Consider the following 16,604-nt stretch of genomic DNA (forward strand, 5'->3'; position numbering starts at 1 on the left):
CGGCTTTTTTTTGTGTGACGATAATGGCCGAATCCGGCCGGATATATCCTGTCTCATTGCGTAAGATGTCGATGTTTTCTACCTGATTAACATTTGGAGTTTTCATGACAGCCACAAGCTTCAGTACATTCAAAGAATTGCACGAGGGCAGTACACCCTTGTTGTTGCCCAATGCCTGGGATGCCGCCAGTGCTATCCTGTTTGAGCGTGATGGTGCCTCAGCGGTTGCCACATCCAGTGCCTCGCTGGCCTGGGCGCTGGGTTATGCGGACGGTGGTACCTTGCCACGCGAAGAATTGCTGGCAGCCGTACGACGCATCATGCGTGTCATCAAAGTGCCTTTGTCCGTGGATATTGAAGATGGCTATAGCGATGATGCCGACGCCGTTGCTGACCTGGTAGCAGACCTGCAGCACTATGGCGTGGCTGGTATCAATCTTGAAGATGGCGGTGGTACACCTGAGTTGCTGGTCGCAAAAATCAAGGCCATCCGTAGCAAGCTGGCTGGTGCCGGATTTTTCATCAACGCCAGGACAGATGTTTATCTGCGTGGGCTGGCAAGTGGCGATGCTGCCATACAAATGGCGATTGGCCGTGCGCAAGCCTATCAGGCTGCCGGAGCCAGTGCAGCATTTTTGCCAGGGCTATGCGATGCTGAAACCATTTCTGCAATTGCACAGGCACTCGATATTCCGGTCAACATCATGGCTGTGCCAGGCATGCCAGAAATCAGCCAATTGTTCGCTGCTGGCTGTCGTCGTTTTTCGCTAGGGCCTGTGCCTTTCCAGCTTGCTTATCACCACGCCAGAGAAGGTGTGCACCCGTTTTTGCATCAGGGGCAGACAGCTTCATTATTCAAACATGAGCTAAGCTATCCATCTATGAATGCGGCTTTGAATGTTGATGGCTGACATGTATTGCTAATACTTGGATAAACAGATCATCCATGCAGGATGATCTGAAAAAATATTCCTGATTTTGTCCGGGTTTAATTCAGGGCGTGAGTGGCAATACCCACGCTTCCCAATCCCTTACTGGTTCACCGCCAAACTGTCGGTAAAACTGTTTTGCATTGCTATTGTCTGGCAGCACATCCCATTTTAATCTGCCACAGCCATGCCGCCTGGCATCGGCGATGACGGTTTCCATCAATGCCTTGCCTATGCCAAGCTGGCGTGCAGTTGCGCTGACATACAATTCTTTGAGTCGCCAGTCAGGGCGCAGGTCATAGGTGAAGGCGATTTCGACCAGGACTGCATAGCCCAGCAAAGCCCCCGTTGGTGCCGCCGCCACATATGCCCTGAATTGTGGCTGTTCTGTATCCAGGCCGCGTTCCAGTAAATCTTTAGCTGTGACGCTAAATTCAGCGAGGTAGCCTTCAAAGGCGGCCAGTTCGCGCATCAGTTGTAACAAGGCTGTTGCGTCGCTGGCCAGAGCAGGGCGTACGCTGAATTCAGTTGCTCCTGCGCTCATGCCAGTTCAGTGACTTCTGTTGTCAGGCTAAAACCTTCATCCAGCCAGCCTGTGACGCCGCCTATCATGATTTTGACGGGACGACCAAGCTGCGCCAGCCTGATCGCCGCCTTGGTTGCACCGTTGCAATGCGGGCCGGCGCAATAAGTCACAAACAAGGTATCAGCCGGATAGCTGGCCAGTTTGGACGCAATGATCTTGCCTCTGAGCAGGTTGATCGCGCCAGGTACGTGCCCTTTGGCATAAGACTCGGGGCTGCGCACGTCCAGCAAGACAAAATCGGCCTTGCCTTCAGACATGGCGTGGTGGGTATCCCAGCAATCTGTCTCAAAACGCAGGCTGTCTGCAAAATGGGCGATGGCTTCCTGACTGCTGGCTGCGGCGACTTCAGTAACGACGGACATGGTTTTTGCCTTTCATGGGTGGGTTGACTATGTAGCTATTCTCGACTTTTTTAGCACGGGTAAATAGTGTCGTTAACGGCATGATCCAGTAATATCGCGCCAAAGTGGCGCATGACTAAATTTTTTGCACAGTCCTCTTATTATTCGCTTGCAAAAGTTGTATATACAACTTAAACTTTCTCTCAATGATTCAGCTTTGTCCGGTTTTGTGCGTGTTTGCTGGTTTGACCGGATTCTTAAATTGGGCGGTACATCTGCGATTTTGCCGCTATCCTGTATTCACTGACTGATGGAGAGAGACTATGAACAACGATCCACGCTGGGATGCCAGCCGCGAAATCCACGCACCACGCGGCGCAGAAAAAACCTGCAAGACCTGGGTAGCCGAAGCGGCTTACCGCATGATCCAGAATAATCTTGACCCTGCAGTAGCAGAAAACCCAAAGCATCTGGTCGTCTATGGCGGCATAGGCCGCGCAGCCCGCAATTGGGAATGCTATGACCAGATACTGGCATCGCTGAAAGAACTGGGTGAAGATGAAACCCTGCTGATACAGTCCGGCAAACCGGTAGGCGTATTCAAGACGCACGAAGACGCACCTCGCGTGCTGATCGCCAATTCCAACCTGGTACCAAAATGGGCCAACTGGGAACATTTCAATGAACTCGACCGCAAGGGCCTGTTCATGTACGGCCAGATGACTGCCGGTAGCTGGATTTATATAGGCACGCAAGGCATCGTCCAGGGTACGTATGAAACCTTTGCCGAGGCTGGCCGCCAGCATTTCAATGGTGACTGGGGTGGCCGCTGGATATTGACTGCGGGCCTCGGTGGCATGGGTGGCGCACAACCTTTGGCTGCCAGCTTTGCCGGTGCAGTATCCCTCAATATCGAATGCCAGCAATCAAGCATAGACTTCCGCCTGCGTACGCGCTATGTCGATAAGCAAGCCAAAGATCTTGATGACGCCTTGGCACTCATCAAACATCATTGCGACCGTAAAGAAGCGGTGTCGATTGCCTTGCTCGGCAATGCTGCAGAAATCTTGCCAGAACTGGTCAAGCGCGCAAAAGCGGGTGGCATGAAACCTGATCTGGTAACCGATCAAACTTCTGCCCATGACCTCATCAATGGTTACCTGCCTATAGGCTGGACAGTGGCTGAATGGAAGGCTGCGCAACAAGACGTAGCTCAGCATGCCAAACTGACTGCCGATGCATCCCAAGCCTGCGCTGTGCATGTACAAGCCATGCTGGATTTTCACGCCATGGGTATCCCAACTGTTGATTATGGTAATAACATCCGCCAGGTGGCTTTTGACACTGGCGTCAAGAATGCCTTTGACTTCCCTGGCTTTGTACCTGCGTATATCCGCCCGCTGTTCTGCGATGGCAAAGGTCCGTTCCGCTGGGTAGCTCTGTCAGGTGACCCGGAAGATATCCGCAAGACCGATGCCAAGATCAAGGAGCTGTTCCCAGAGAATAAGGGCGTACACAAATGGTTGGAAATGGCGGGTGAGCGCATCGCCTTCCAGGGTTTGCCAGCGCGTATTTGCTGGCTCGGCTTGGGTGAGCGTCATATCGCTGGTCTGGCCTTCAATGAAATGGTCAAGAATGGCGAATTGAAAGCGCCTGTCGTCATTGGCCGTGACCACCTTGATACAGGTTCAGTCGCCAGCCCCAACCGTGAAACCGAAGGCATGCGCGATGGTACGGATGCAGTGTCCGATTGGCCATTGCTGAATGCTTTGTTGAATACTGCTGGCGGTGCCAGCTGGGTATCGCTGCATCATGGTGGTGGTGTGGGCATGGGTTATTCTCAGCATTCTGGCATGGTCATTGTTGCTGATGGTACCGAAGCTGCCGCTAAACGTCTTGCACGTGTGCTGGTCAATGACTGCGGTTCTGGCGTCATGCGTCATGCGGATGCTGGATATGAGCAGGCTGTTGCTTGTGCTGAGCGTGAGGGTTTACATTTGCCTATGATTAAGGGCGGTAAGTAAGCATAAGTGATTGGGGTAATTCCGTAGGTTGGGCTACGGTTTACCAGCCCAACACTCAGCGTTTAAAGAACGTTTTTTTTCATCGACGGCCCAGTGTTGGGCTGATGAGGCGTAGCCTGGCGAGGCCCGGCCCAACCTACAAAAGCTAACTGCGCAAACGACGACATTAAAAGTATTCAGGAAAAACACATGAGTAATCATTTTGAAATTCAACCCGGCCAATTCACGCTGAGCGACTTGCGCTCTATCTGGATCAAGGCCCAGCCTTTGAAGCTGGCAGAATCTGCCTATGCAGCCATCAATGCATCATCTGCCACCATCGATAAAATCGTCGCCAAGGGTGATGCTGCTTATGGCATCAATACCGGTTTTGGCAAACTGGCCAAGACCCGTATCCCTGACGATCAACTGGAACTCTTGCAGCGCAATCTCATCCTTTCGCATTCTGTTGGCTCTGGCGAATTGATTTCTGATGAAGTCGTACGCCTGATATTGGCGATGAAGATCGCTAGTCTGGCGCGTGGTGTCTCCGGCATACGTGCTTCCGTGATCGACAGCATGATCGCCATGTATAACGCAGGCATCATGCCGACTATCCCGGTCAAGGGTTCGGTGGGGGCATCCGGCGATCTGGCTCCGTTGTCGCATATGACCCTGGCTATGCTGGGTGAGGGTGATGCGCGGGTGAATGGCAAACTGGTGCCAGCCAAAGAGGCACTGTCTGCTGCGGGTATCAAGCCTGTCGTTCTGGCAGCGAAGGAAGGTCTGGCACTGATTAACGGTACGCAAGTATCCACAGCGCTGGCATTGAATGGTCTGTTCCTGGCAGAGCGCCTGCTGGAAGCTGGTACCATTACCGGCTCCTTGTCGGTCGATGCTGCCAAGGGCAGTGATGCGCCGTTTGATGCGCGCATCCATAGCAGCCGTGGTCAGCCTGGTCAAATCGCGACAGCGCAGATTTACCGCAGCTTGCTGGAAGGTAGCGAAATCCGTCAGTCACATCTTGTCAATGATGAGCGGGTGCAAGATCCATATTGCCTGCGTTGTCAGCCACAAGTCATGGGTGCTTGCCTCGACATCATCAATAATGCGGCACGTACTTTGCTGATAGAAGCTAATGCCGTTACTGACAATCCATTGGTGTTCGTGGAAACTGGTGAAGTCATTTCAGGTGGTAACTTCCATGCAGAGCCTGTAGCTTTTGCGGCGGATACCCTGGCACTGGCGATAGCGGAGATAGGTTCCATCTCTGAACGCCGCATCGCCTTGCTGATCGATTCATCGATTTCTGGTCTGCCACCTTTCCTGGTGCCTTCGTCCGGCTTGAATTCTGGTTTCATGATAGCTCACGTGACAGCAGCAGCGCTGGCTTCTGAAAACAAATCACATGCCCATCCATCCAGTGTCGATAGCATCCCGACTTCTGCGAATCAGGAAGATCATGTCAGCATGGCGACTTACGGCGCACGCCGTTTGCATGAAATGGCACACAACACGGCGACCATCGTTGGCATAGAATTGCTGGCTGCTGCACAAGGCGTCGATTTCCATGCACCATTGCAAACATCGGTGATGTTGAAGCAAGTCCACACGCTCTTGCGCGAAAAAGTGGCTTTCTACGACAAAGACAGGTTCTTTGCCCCTGATATAGAAGCAGCAAAAGCGTTGGTCGTCGAAGGCCATTTGAGCGCACAATGCCAGCAGTTGTATCAAAATCTGTATTTGGCCTGATTCTGCTTGAACCCGAGCAGTTTATATTAAGATAGTGGCTCTCTCATCTGGGAGGGCCATTTTTGTATTTTGTTGAAAGCTTTTGATACCCATGCGTAAGTGGACAAGATTAGACTATCAAACCATGCCGTGGAAAAATGGCGGCGGCAGCACGACTGAGCTGGCGATATTTCCAACAGATGCCAGCCTCGATCATTTCGTCTGGCGTTTGAGTACGGCGGAAGTCAGCAGCAATGGCCCGTTTTCGCATTTTTCCCAGATAGACAGGACGCTGGCGATTTTGTCTGGTGAAGGCCTGATACTGCATAGCGATAGCGAGCAGGTTCATGGCCAAGGTGTTTTCCTCAAACAGGACAGCCTGCCGCATCAGTTCAAAGGTGAAACACCTATCAATGCCGAACTCTTGCATGGCACCGTGCTGGACCTGAACATGATGACACGGCGCGATGTCTGCACCCATCACATGCAAAAGCTGGAAGCTGGCAAGCATTTCATCGAAGCCAATGATGCCCAGCAGCTTTTGTTATTCTGCGCCAAAGGCAGTGCCCGTCTGGCGACAGGTGAGACTTTGCAAGACTATGATTGCTGTCTGTTTGAAGAAGAGCATGAACATCAGGGCATACGACTGAACCTGCACGCTGACGAGGGTGCTGTACTGTATCTGATACGCATACAATTTTTGAGCATGGGTGACAGTTGATGACTGCTACAGCTTTACACTGGGATAGCCTGTGGACCAATGTCCATCTCGCATGCATGACTGATGGTTATGGCGAAATCAGGGATGCCGCCATCGCCGTCAAGGATGGCAAGATTGCCTGGCTGGGCAAGCAAAGTGAATTGCCTGCCGGGTATGTCTCCGCCAAAGCCCATGATGGCAAGGGCTGTTGGCTGACGCCTGGCCTGATTGATTGCCATACGCATTTGGTGTATGCCGGTAACCGCAGCAATGAATTTGAAGCGCGCCTGAATGGCGTAGCATACGAAGAAATCGCCAGACAGGGCGGCGGTATCAACGCCACCGTGCGTGCCACTCGTGCAGCGAGTGAAGACGAGTTACTGGCAGCTACGCTGCCACGCCTGCATGCCATGCTGGCCGAAGGCGTTACTACGCTGGAGATCAAGTCTGGCTATGGCCTGGATCTCGAAACAGAGGCTCGCATATTGCGTGTGGCCAGGCGCATAGGGCGCGAATTTCCAGTGCGCGTCAAAACCACATTTTTGGGCGCACACGCCTTGCCGCCAGAATATGCAGGCAGGGCTGATGATTACATCAAACTGGTTTGCGAGCAGATGTTGCCAGCTTTGGTGGCTGAAGGTCTGGTCGATGCTGTCGATGTGTTCTGTGAAAAAATTGGGTTCACGCCAGCACAAACCGAACTGGTGTTCAAGGCGGCGCAAGCGCATGGCTTGCCAGTCAAGCTGCATGCTGAACAATTATCTGATCAGGGCGGTGCCGCATTGACGGCACGATATAAAGGCTTGTCTGCCGATCATCTGGAATATTTGTCGGATGACGGTATAGCAGCGATGGCAGTCAGTGGCACTGTGGCAGTGCTGTTGCCAGGTGCGTTTTATTTTTTGCGTGAAACCAAATACCCGCCGTTAGCCGCCATGCGTGTGGCTGGCGTGCCGGTTGCATTGGCAACGGATTGCAATCCGGGTACTTCACCCATGACGTCGCTGTTATTGACGATGAACATGGCATGCACTCTGTTTCGCATGACGCCGCTGGAAGCCTTGCAAGGCGTGACTTGCCATGCAGCGCAAGCCCTGGGTTTGAGTGAAAAAACGGGTAGTTTGGTAATAGGCAAGGCGGCCGATTTTGCACTGTGGGATATTGCCAGACCGGCGGACTTGGCGTATCACATCGCAAGCAACCCCTCGCAAGCTAAAGTGTTCGCAGGTAAGTTACTAGCCTGACGATGTCTAAATTTCTTTGCTGATTGACATTCTTTAACCCCGCTCAGGCGGGGTTTTCTTTTGATCACTGTCGTTGAAGACTATAATCTTATTTAGCCATACACAAACGCACCAGAACCTACCATGACGATAATAAGACAAAAAATCACTAATGCAAGCCAACGCTGGCACCTGGGGCGCTGGGCTGCAGGACTGGTTGGCCTGGTGTTATTGCTGGCCGCCCTGAGCTGGGCTTTTTTGCCGGGTGTCGTCAAACGTATCGCTGCCGAGCAAGTGCAGCAGCAGATAGGGCGCAAGCTGGATATGGCGGATATCCGCTTTTCCCCCTTCAAGCTGGCGTTGACGATAGAAGGTTTGACTCTGTATGAGGCTGACCAGCGCACACCCGCAGTCAAGGCCAGGGAGCTGGTACTGAATCTGTCGCTGGCATCGCTGTTTCGTCAGGCTCTGATCGTTGATGAAGTCAGAGTCACGGAGCCTTATGTGCATATTATCCGTACTCCGGGGGAAGGCTATGGTCGCTACAACTACAGCGATATCCTGGAAAAAATTGCCGTCATGCCCAAGAGCGAATCAACGACACGCTTTTCGCTGGCGAATCTGCAGCTTGCAAGTGGGCGTATAGAGATAGATGACAAGGTCGTCAATGAACAGTTCAAGATAGAGGCGCTGCAAATTGGTGTGCCCTTTGTGTCCAATTTCCCTAATCAGGTTGAGAGTTTTGTAGAACCCTTGTTGTCGGCCAAGGTCAATGGTTCAAACTTTGTACTCAAGGGCAGGGCCAGGCCATTTACGAATAGCCTGGATACTTCATTGGCAATCGATCTCGACAAGCTGGACCTGACACAATATCTGCCCTATGTACCTGTGGCCTTGCCAGTGAAAGTCCAGAATGCAAAATTGTCGACCAAACTGGATTTGATTTTTAGCCGCAAGAATGCCCATGCCGAACTACTGTTGGCGGGTGACGTCAATCTGGATGATTTGCATGTCAACGATAAGTCAGATGCACCCTTGCTGAAGCTGGGCAGCCTGCACGCGCAAATCAAGCAAGTCAACGTCATGACAGCTGCAGCCAGCATCAGCAAGCTGGAACTGACATCACCAGAAATTTGGCTGGACATCAACCAGCAGGGGCAATTGAACTGGGCCAGCCTGGCCACTCCACCCGCGTCTGCTACTCCATCCAAAGATAGCAAAACGAATACCAAGAATAAGGCAGTGCCTGTAACGGGCAGCACGGCCTCTGCCGCATCATCCACTGCAGTGAGCACAGCAAAGCCGGTCGCTGCCTTGCAGCAACTGGCTGAACTACAGCTGTCAAAAGGTATTTTGCATTTCCGCGATGCCAAGCATGCCAATCCAGCCCAGACCATCAATCTCAAAGATATCAGTCTCAGCGCGCGTGGCTTGTCTTCTGCAGCAGATGCCAAAGCGGCTGTGTTCAAGTTTGCACTCAGTGGTGAAAACGATGAGAGCCTGAAACTGGAAGGAGAGACGCAGCCACTGAATGGCACGGTCAAGGCGCAACTGGCTTTAAGCTCTTGGTCACTGGCTACTTACCAGCCTTTGTTGAACAATTATCTGCTCGCCAGTGTCAGTGGTAAGTTTGATGTGAATGCGCAATTGCAAGTGCAAAAAGGCCTGGTGCAAGTCGATGACCTTGGCATGAAACTGAGCCAGTTTGCCATCAAACCCAAGTCTGCCGACGACGGCAGTTTTAACCTGAAAGCATTAGCAATAGACAAGCTGACTCTTAGCATGGAGAACAGGCAAGTCAATATAGGCAGCGTGCTGTTTGATGGTCTGGTGAGTGATGTGCGGCGTGATGAACAGGCGGTATTGAATTTCAAAAAATGGCTGAAATCTGGTGCAGGCACAAATCAGGCCGCACCAGAGGTAGCTGGCAGCAATGTAGCAAACGCCGCAACTGCTCCAGCATGGAAATTCAATTTGGCCAGCCTGGATTTCAAGGATAGTGCTGTCAGCTTCAACGATAAATCCATGTCACCAGAGGTAAAAATCAGGCTGGATGGTTTTAACCTGCATGCAGAAAAACTTAACAGTGATATGTCGCAGGCCGTGAAGATGACTTTGCAGACGAATATAGGAAAAAAATCGAAGTTGAGCCTGGATGCAACCGCATCCAGTCAGCTAAAAAACATCAGCATGAATCTGGATGGACAGGGTTTGCCTGTGTCTGCATTATTCCCGTATGTATCACCGTACGTGAATGCTGCGCTGACACGTGGCAGGGCAGATATCAGGGGTAAATTGAACCTGATTAATGTGCTCGATAGCAGCAGGCAGATCAATTATGAGGGCATGCTGGCATTGAATGATTTTCACCTGCTGGAAAATGGCGCTGAAGAAGATTTCCTGGAATGGAAAAACATCTCCATGGATGGCGTCAGTGCCCAGATTGGCGGCGACAAACAATTGGTCAACCTGAAAAAACTTGCACTCAATGATTTTTATGCGCGTGCGATTTTGTCTGCCAAGGGTAAGCTGAATATACAAACCATACTCAGCACCAAGAAAGCAGATGCAGAAGAAGCTGAAGCAACTGCTCAGGCAACTCAGGCAGATGATGCCGCCAAAGCCGTCACCAGCAAAACTGCGACATCGACTATTGTCACAGTGCCCTTGCCCGCCAAGGTGGAAAAGGCCAATCCGCTTGCTATACGCATAGCACAGACCACGCTCAAAGGCGGCAATATCAATTTTACCGATAATTTCGTCAAGCCGAATTACACTGCCAACCTGACTGGTGTTGCAGGTACCATAGGTGCTATAGCTTCTGACAATCCTCAGCCAGCAACTATCGAACTCACAGGCAAGGTTGATGATGATGCGCCATTGGTGATATCCGGCACCCTGAATCCTTTATCCAATCCCATTTTCATGGATGTCAAGGCCAGTGCAAACGGCCTGGAACTGACACGGCTGACTCCTTATGCAGCCAAGTATGCTGGCTATGCCATAGAAAAAGGCAAGTTGTCGATGCAGGTGTCATATCGCATAGAGAACCAGCAGTTGCAGGCAGAAAACGATGTGCGCCTTGATCAGCTGACTTTTGGTGAAAGAGTAGATAGTCCTACCGCGACCAAATTACCTGTCATGCTGGCCGTTGCCTTGTTACGCGACAACCAGGGCAGGATCAATATCAATTTGCCGATCAGCGGCTCCTTGTCTGACCCACAGTTCTCAGTTGGCGGCATCATCTTCAAGGTCTTCATGAATGTGATCACCAAGGCAGTGACTTCACCATTTGCCTTGCTGGGTTCCATGTTTGGTGGTGGGGAGGAACTCGCTTATACCGAATTTCTGCCCGGTCAGACCAGTTTGACCCCTGAGGCAACAGCCAAGCTTGATAATCTCGCCAAGGCACTAAAAAACCGCAGTGCATTGAAGCTGGACATCATAGGCCGTGTAGAGCCAGCGACTGATGGCGATGGCATACGCCAGTTGCTGCTGTTGCAGAAAATGCGCGAACTGAAATGGAAAGATGTGCATCAGAAAGACCGCACGGTCAAAAAAGAAGACATCGTCATTAGCGATACTGAAAAAGCCAAATATATAGAAGAGGTTTATCAGGCCGAAAAATTCACCAAACCCCGCAATGCGATTGGCCTCGCCAAGACTCTGCCAACGGCAGAAGCTGAGAAAATGATACTCGCCAATACCCAGGTCACACCGGATGCCTTGCGCAGCCTGGCCCAAAAACGTGCGGATAATGTGCGTGATTACTTGGAAGATGTATCGGGTGTCGAGCGTGAAAGGCTATTCCTGATCGCCCCTAAACTGAATGCCGACGGCATCAAGGATAAGGGCAGTCCGAACCGGGTAGATTTCTCGCTGAAATAGTTTGAGCCAGGTGATCGCTTTGTTTTGCTATGAGATAGCCTGGCAGGTGGGGCGCCGGTAAGAGCGTATCCGTCGCCCCTGCTGTAGCCCTGTTACTGTGTTGCTCGTCTGTATATTCCACCTTTTTTCCAGACTGGCATCGCAGTATCGTTAGCAATCGCATAACCCAGATTCAAAGTAAATTGTGCCTGTTGTAGCATGCCGCTCAAATCCCATGCCGGGTTGTAGCGATCGCGCGGCGTATGGTAGTCTTTTTTAAACGCTTTCATTTGTGCTGCTTCCTGTTCGGCATCATGATCGAAGGCAAATGAGCCATCACCAGAGAACACGGCAGAACCGACATTAAATGCCGGAACACCCGCCCGTACAAAATTGAAATGATCGGCGCGGAAGAAAGCTCCTCCTAAATCGGCAACGGGCGGTGCAATGCGCAAGCCCATTTTTCTTGCAACGACTGTGGCACTGTGAAACAGGCTGCTGTGCTCGCTGCCAGCAACACCCATGTCCTGGGTTTTGCCAACAAAATTCATGCTGTCCAGGTTGAGATCAGCCGCAGTTTTTGCCAGTGGCCACAATGGGTGTTGTACGTAAAATGCGCTGCCAAGCAAACCCTGTTCTTCCGCCGCTGGCCACAAGAAAATCTGTGTGCGTTTCGTTGGATGTGTCACCGCAGCCTGTGCCATGGCCAGCAATGCCGCCGCACCGGAAGCATTATCTACGGCGCCATTCCAGATTTGTGCGGGTTTACCGGGTTCTTGCACTATTCCCAGATGATCCCAGTGTGCGGAATACAGTACCGCCTGATCTTTCAGTTTTGTGTCCTTGCCGGGTACCATGCCTATGATATTTTGTTGCTCCACTTTACGCACTGCACTGCGCAATGTCACATGTATCCTGGCATCCAGAGCAACAGGTTTAAATTCACGGGTCTCAGCTTGTGCACGCAACCCATCCAGGTCTTGCCCAGCCGCAGCGAACAGGGCTTTGGCAGCATCTTCCTGTAGCCAGCCTTCCAGCGCATTGCCCTTATTATCAACGCTGCCAAGACTGAAACGCTCGTGGCTAAAAGATGTTTGCGGTACGTTCCAGGCGTAACTGGCTGATGGCGTAGTGTGTATCAGTAAAACACCCGCAGCACCTTGCCTTGCCGCTTCTTCAAACTTGTAAGTCCAGCGGCCATGATATGTGAGTGCCTTGCCTGCAAAACGATTTGGTTCTGCCACGGTCGGTTGGGGATCGTTGACCATCATGATCAGCAATTTGCCTTTCAGATCGACGCCTTTGAAATCATCCCAGCGTTCTTCTGGTGCGCGCACACCATAGCCGACAAATACCAGTGGAGCATTGAAGTCATTGTCGGCTTTGCCATTGGACGAGCCATATACAATCTCGGTCCCGAGGATAGGCGAAAGCGCAGCTTTGCTTGTTTCAAAGCGCAGTTGACTGCTGCTGAGTGTCTGGCTACCTACCAGTGTCACCGTTTGTCTATAGCCATTTGCGCCCGGTAAGGGCACCAGGCCCATGGCTGCTGCCTGGGCTTCCAGATAGCGTACGGCGAGATCGCCACCGCGTTGTCCGGTACCACGTCCTTCCAGCAAATCGTCAGATAAAAATGACAGATGTGCTCGTAAAGGAGCTTCTCGCACTTGTTGTGCCTGGACGGGATGATGGTACAGCGCAAAATGTAAAGCGATGCTGGATATGGCGATAGACGCAAGGCGCATCAGTACTCCTGTGAATTCTATAAATTGATTTGATTTGGCTGGTTTGTGCCAGATCATATTACAAAGCAGGTGCTTTTTTCTTTGCTTTAGATATTAGTGATCCATGAAAACAGAAAAACAGCCATGTTTTCCAATTACTTGTCTTGAGGCAATGATAATCCTGATTGCTTGATGCACAAGTGAATACTTATTTCAAAAAACACATTTACTTTGGAAGTAAAAGGAGGATTTAAGTACTGACTTGTTGTCGAGGGCACGGAGTATGATGATTATTCTGATAATGGACAGGATTTATTGTTGTTTTGCGAGTAATCTTGATTTATCCTGAGATCATCTGTTTTACCTATCGCAATAAGGAGTAGTAATGACTTCTGCAACGCTCGCCAGCATTTTGTATGTTGAAGACGATGCTGATATACAAACCGTGGCTCAAATTGCTTTGGAAGTTGTCGGTGGTTTCAGTTTGAAAACCTGTAGTTCAGGGGCGCAGGCCATTGCCGAAGTCAATGCTGGCTTCGTCCCTGATTTGCTGCTGCTGGACGTCATGATGCCGAATATGGATGGCCCGACCACCCTGGCAGAACTACGTAAATTGCCAGGCACCGCCTCTACGCCGGTGATCTTCATGACTGCCAAGGTGCAGTCATCCGAAATGGATTTTTATAAGTCGCTGGGCGCCATAGGCGTCATTGCAAAACCTTTTGACCCTATGGAGTTATCGACTCAGGTGCGAGGTTTATGGCAGGAGAAGGCTTAAATGTCCGACAAAAATGATAGCCTGCAAGAAAAATTGCTTGCTCTCGAAGCAATTTTCCTGCAAAAACTGCCGTCAAAGTTTGAGGAGATAACCAGTACCTTGCAAAAGGTCGTTGAGCGCCCGGATGACAAGGAATCCATGGTTGTCCTGCACCGTCACCTGCACACCATGGCGGGCTCGGCAGGTACTTTTGGTTTTGCCGATATAGGTACGCAGGCCAGGGTATTTGAATCTACCTTGAAACCGCATCTTGAAGGAAAAGCCTGGGACCCGGCAGAGCTGAAAGCTTATTCGGAAGAAGTTAACCGCTATTTTGAATATGCCCTGAAGCATGACACCAAGCCAGTCAATGGCGTGGCAGAGAGCGTGCAGGAAGAGGAGCGCGAACTCAGCGACCCCCACCTGATCTATCTGGTGGATGACGATGAAGCCCAAAATCAGGAAATTACCACGCAGCTTGAGCATTTCGGCTATGAAGTGGTGCGCATGAATCACCTTGGGGCTCTGGCAAAGGCGGTGGCTACTCGCAGACCGCATGTCATCGTCATAGAGCTGAGTTTCCCAGAAGGTAAGGTCGCTGGTGCTGAAGAAATATCGCGCATCAAGCAGATAGAGCGTTTCCGCATTCCCACCGTGTTTGTGTCCCGTTCCAGCAGCTTTGATTCGCGTTTATTGGCCGTGCGCGCCAGTGGCGATGGTTATTTCACCAAGCCGGTTGATGTTGTTGCGCTGACTGAACGTATAGAATCCTTGCTGCAGCTTGATGAAAACAAGGGTTATCGCGTGCTCATCATTGATGATGATGCCGTAACTTCCAAGTTCTACGGCGCGATCCTGCGTGACGCCGGCATGAATGTTTATCTGCTCAATGACCCTACGCAGATATTGACGGTCATGACAGATTTTCGTCCTGAATTGCTGCTCATGGATATTTACATGCCAGTCTGCAGTGGTGTTGAGCTCTCGCGCCTGATCCGGCAAGATAATTCTTATGTCGATGTGCCCATCGTATTTCTGTCCAGTGAAGCAGACCTCAGCAAGCAGCTTGATGCTGTCAGGGCAGGGGCGGATGATTTCATTACCAAGCCGGTAGCGCCTGAATACCTGAAATCTTCGATTGCTTCCAGAGCTGAGCGTTACCGCTCCTTGCGCGCATTGATCATGCGTGATGGCCTGACAGGCTTGTTCAATCATACGGCGATCAAGGAACAACTGGCATCCGAGATTTCCCAGGCGGGCCGCACTGGTTCGCCGTTGGCCCTGGCGATGATAGACCTGGATAATTTTAAATGCATCAATGATACCTATGGCCACCCTGCAGGTGACCAGGTACTGCGTACTCTGGCCAGACTCTTGCGCCAGCGTTTGCGCCGCAGTGATATCGTTGGCCGTTACGGCGGCGAAGAATTTGCCGTGATTTTCCCCGACACCAATGCCAGCACGGCGCGCCGGGTCCTCGATCAGGTCAGGCTGGCCTTCACCAAGATACAGCAGCACTGCGAGGGCGGACATTTCTCGGTCAGTTTTTCTGGCGGTGTGGCCGATCTTGAGGCTACGCTTGATGCTGATGAATTATTTGATATTGCCGATGCCGCGATGTATGTGTCGAAGCAGGAAGGGCGCAACCGCATCAGTCTGGCCTGAACTCAGCTACTGAGCAGGAAGTAAAAGAGGCTGCCATGGAGGCAAACTCCGTGGCAGCCTGTTTTGTTTACGGTACAGTTTTGTACCTGCTTTGTTTCTTATGCTTACATATTGAAAAAGCAAGTGCAGACAAAGTTCGGTGTACACTGGAGTATCTTTACTGTTGTTCAGGTTGCTTAGTGTTTTCAAAATTTCTTCTCGGCAATTCGACTCTGGCTGCCATGTTGATGCTCTACCTGCTGCTGGCGTTTGCGAGTGTTGGTGTAGGCAGGCATAGCTCGCCTGAAAGCCAGTTGCGCAAACAGGTGAATGCCTGGTGGTTTATCTTCCCTGTCGTCAGCCTGAGCCTGTTTTTGTATCCTCTTGGGCCACTGCTGATGGCCTTGCTCATCGTCTTGCTGGCAGTTCGTGAATTGTCCCTGCACTACACCGGCCCTCGCTGGCGTTTCCTGTTGTCATGCTTTGTTCTGCTGGTTTTGCAGGTAGGTTTGCAATATGTAGATAGTTTTGATTCCAGCATGATTTTGCCTGGTTTATTGTGTTTGCAAGCCCTGCAGTTTTTTGTCTGGCGACAACGCAATCATTTATTGCTCATGCTGTTTTTGCTGCTCTGCTATGGCCTGAGTTTCATGCTGGATTTATTGACGCTGCCATTTTCAAATGAAGTCAGGCTGGCCTGGTTTTTCTATCTTTTTGTGGTAACTGCGCTCAATGATATTGCCCAGTTCGTCAGTGGCAAAATTTTCGGCAAGCAAACTATCGCCCCTACCATCAGCCCGAATAAAACTGTACAGGGTTTGATCGGCGGTGTCGTGATTTCCATGTTGGTGTCCCTTGGCCTTGGCATTTACTTGCATCTTGCCGGCCCCGGTTATTTACTGATGATGGGTATTTTGCTGTCGCTCGGTGGCTTTGCCGGTGACCTGATTTTTTCAGCAGCCAAACGTTATTTGAAGATCAAAGATTTTTCTGAATTGATACCAGGACATGGCGGCATACTGGACAGGGTGGATAGCCTGGTCCTGACCGCACCTTTGCTGTATCTGGGATTGTTATTTTGAAGTAAAGAATTTAATAA

At 51.1% G+C, this 16,604-nt stretch carries 12 protein-coding genes; 9 read left to right on the forward strand and 3 right to left on the reverse strand.

Annotated features, from left to right (window positions below; genetic code table 11):
- The first annotated feature begins 104 nt into the window (after positions 1 to 104).
- Positions 105 to 911: an isocitrate lyase/phosphoenolpyruvate mutase family protein gene (locus tag UNDKW_RS08690; RefSeq protein WP_162058377.1), complete on the forward strand. Its 807-nt coding sequence runs from the start codon at positions 105 to 107 to the stop codon at positions 909 to 911.
- A gap of 82 nt (positions 912 to 993) precedes the next feature.
- On the opposite strand, the gene UNDKW_RS08695 is transcribed toward UNDKW_RS08690, so the two are convergent.
- Positions 994 to 1,473 (reverse strand): GNAT family N-acetyltransferase, encoded by a 480-nt coding sequence (locus tag UNDKW_RS08695; protein ID WP_162058378.1) that lies wholly within the window; start codon positions 1,471 to 1,473, stop codon positions 994 to 996.
- Entirely contained in the window at positions 1,470 to 1,877 is a 408-nt protein-coding gene (locus UNDKW_RS08700) for a rhodanese-like domain-containing protein (protein ID WP_162058379.1), read from the reverse strand. Before UNDKW_RS08700 ends, UNDKW_RS08695 begins: the two co-directional genes overlap by 4 nt.
- A 302-nt stretch (positions 1,878 to 2,179) precedes the next feature.
- On the opposite strand from UNDKW_RS08700, the gene hutU reads away from it, so the two are divergent.
- The 5 genes from hutU to UNDKW_RS08725 all read left to right on the forward strand — a co-directional run bounded on the left by hutU (position 2,180) and on the right by UNDKW_RS08725 (position 11,401).
- The gene (hutU, locus tag UNDKW_RS08705) at positions 2,180 to 3,880 is read left to right on the forward strand and encodes a urocanate hydratase (protein WP_162058380.1); all 1,701 of its coding nucleotides are present in this window, start codon (positions 2,180 to 2,182) and stop codon (positions 3,878 to 3,880) included.
- 189 nt (positions 3,881 to 4,069) lie between these two features.
- Positions 4,070 to 5,611 carry a histidine ammonia-lyase gene (gene hutH, locus UNDKW_RS08710; RefSeq protein WP_162058381.1) on the forward strand — a complete coding sequence of 514 codons (1,542 nt, stop codon included), beginning with the start codon at positions 4,070 to 4,072 and terminating at the stop codon, positions 5,609 to 5,611.
- A 91-nt stretch (positions 5,612 to 5,702) separates the two neighbouring features.
- On the forward strand, positions 5,703 to 6,311 hold the full coding sequence (locus UNDKW_RS08715; RefSeq protein ID WP_232063312.1) for a HutD family protein: 609 nt from the start codon (positions 5,703 to 5,705) through the stop codon (positions 6,309 to 6,311).
- Positions 6,311 to 7,534, forward strand: a complete 1,224-nt coding sequence (gene hutI, locus UNDKW_RS08720) for an imidazolonepropionase (RefSeq protein WP_162058383.1) — start codon at positions 6,311 to 6,313, stop codon at positions 7,532 to 7,534. The genes UNDKW_RS08715 and hutI overlap by 1 nt, the downstream gene beginning before the upstream one ends.
- 123 nt (positions 7,535 to 7,657) lie before the next feature.
- Complete coding sequence (locus tag UNDKW_RS08725; RefSeq protein ID WP_162058384.1) at positions 7,658 to 11,401, forward strand: DUF748 domain-containing protein; 3,744 nt, start codon at positions 7,658 to 7,660, stop codon at positions 11,399 to 11,401.
- A 92-nt stretch (positions 11,402 to 11,493) separates the two neighbouring features.
- Here the strand turns inward: UNDKW_RS08725 and UNDKW_RS08730 are convergent, their stop codons facing one another.
- Complete coding sequence (locus UNDKW_RS08730) at positions 11,494 to 13,125, reverse strand: M28 family peptidase (protein WP_162058385.1); 1,632 nt, start codon at positions 13,123 to 13,125, stop codon at positions 11,494 to 11,496.
- 364 nt (positions 13,126 to 13,489) lie between these two features.
- On the opposite strand from UNDKW_RS08730, the gene UNDKW_RS08735 reads away from it, so the two are divergent.
- The 3 genes from UNDKW_RS08735 (at position 13,490) to UNDKW_RS08745 (ending at position 16,587) form a co-directional block, all read left to right on the forward strand.
- On the forward strand, positions 13,490 to 13,882 hold the full coding sequence (locus UNDKW_RS08735; RefSeq protein WP_162040723.1) for a response regulator: 393 nt from the start codon (positions 13,490 to 13,492) through the stop codon (positions 13,880 to 13,882).
- Positions 13,883 to 15,526 (forward strand): diguanylate cyclase, encoded by a 1,644-nt coding sequence (locus UNDKW_RS08740; protein ID WP_162058386.1) that lies wholly within the window; start codon positions 13,883 to 13,885, stop codon positions 15,524 to 15,526. It begins immediately after the preceding gene.
- A gap of 221 nt (positions 15,527 to 15,747) precedes the next feature.
- Positions 15,748 to 16,587, forward strand: coding sequence for a phosphatidate cytidylyltransferase (locus tag UNDKW_RS08745; RefSeq protein ID WP_162058387.1), 840 nt, complete (start codon positions 15,748 to 15,750; stop codon positions 16,585 to 16,587).
- Positions 16,588 to 16,604: the final 17 nt, after the last annotated feature.

This window comes from Undibacterium sp. KW1, assembly GCF_009937955.1.
Classification (GTDB): Bacteria; Pseudomonadota; Gammaproteobacteria; order Burkholderiales; family Burkholderiaceae_D; genus Undibacterium.

Excerpts from the sequence above, each read along its gene's own strand:
- hutU (WP_162058380.1), top strand. The coding sequence starts at position 2,180 with ATGAACAACGATCCACGCTGGGATGCCAGCCGCGAAATCCACGCACCA.
- UNDKW_RS08740 (WP_162058386.1), top strand. The coding sequence starts at position 13,883 with ATGTCCGACAAAAATGATAGCCTGCAAGAAAAATTGCTTGCTCTCGAA.
- UNDKW_RS08730 (WP_162058385.1), bottom strand. The coding sequence starts at position 13,125 with ATGCGCCTTGCGTCTATCGCCATATCCAGCATCGCTTTACATTTTGCG.
- UNDKW_RS08745 (WP_162058387.1), top strand. The coding sequence starts at position 15,748 with ATGTTGATGCTCTACCTGCTGCTGGCGTTTGCGAGTGTTGGTGTAGGC.
- UNDKW_RS08695 (WP_162058378.1), bottom strand. The coding sequence starts at position 1,473 with ATGAGCGCAGGAGCAACTGAATTCAGCGTACGCCCTGCTCTGGCCAGC.
- hutH (WP_162058381.1), top strand. The coding sequence starts at position 4,070 with ATGAGTAATCATTTTGAAATTCAACCCGGCCAATTCACGCTGAGCGAC.
- UNDKW_RS08715 (WP_232063312.1), top strand. The coding sequence starts at position 5,703 with ATGCGTAAGTGGACAAGATTAGACTATCAAACCATGCCGTGGAAAAAT.
- hutI (WP_162058383.1), top strand. The coding sequence starts at position 6,311 with ATGACTGCTACAGCTTTACACTGGGATAGCCTGTGGACCAATGTCCAT.
- UNDKW_RS08700 (WP_162058379.1), bottom strand. The coding sequence starts at position 1,877 with ATGTCCGTCGTTACTGAAGTCGCCGCAGCCAGCAGTCAGGAAGCCATC.
- UNDKW_RS08735 (WP_162040723.1), top strand. The coding sequence starts at position 13,490 with ATGACTTCTGCAACGCTCGCCAGCATTTTGTATGTTGAAGACGATGCT.
- UNDKW_RS08690 (WP_162058377.1), top strand. The coding sequence starts at position 105 with ATGACAGCCACAAGCTTCAGTACATTCAAAGAATTGCACGAGGGCAGT.
- UNDKW_RS08725 (WP_162058384.1), top strand. The coding sequence starts at position 7,658 with ATGACGATAATAAGACAAAAAATCACTAATGCAAGCCAACGCTGGCAC.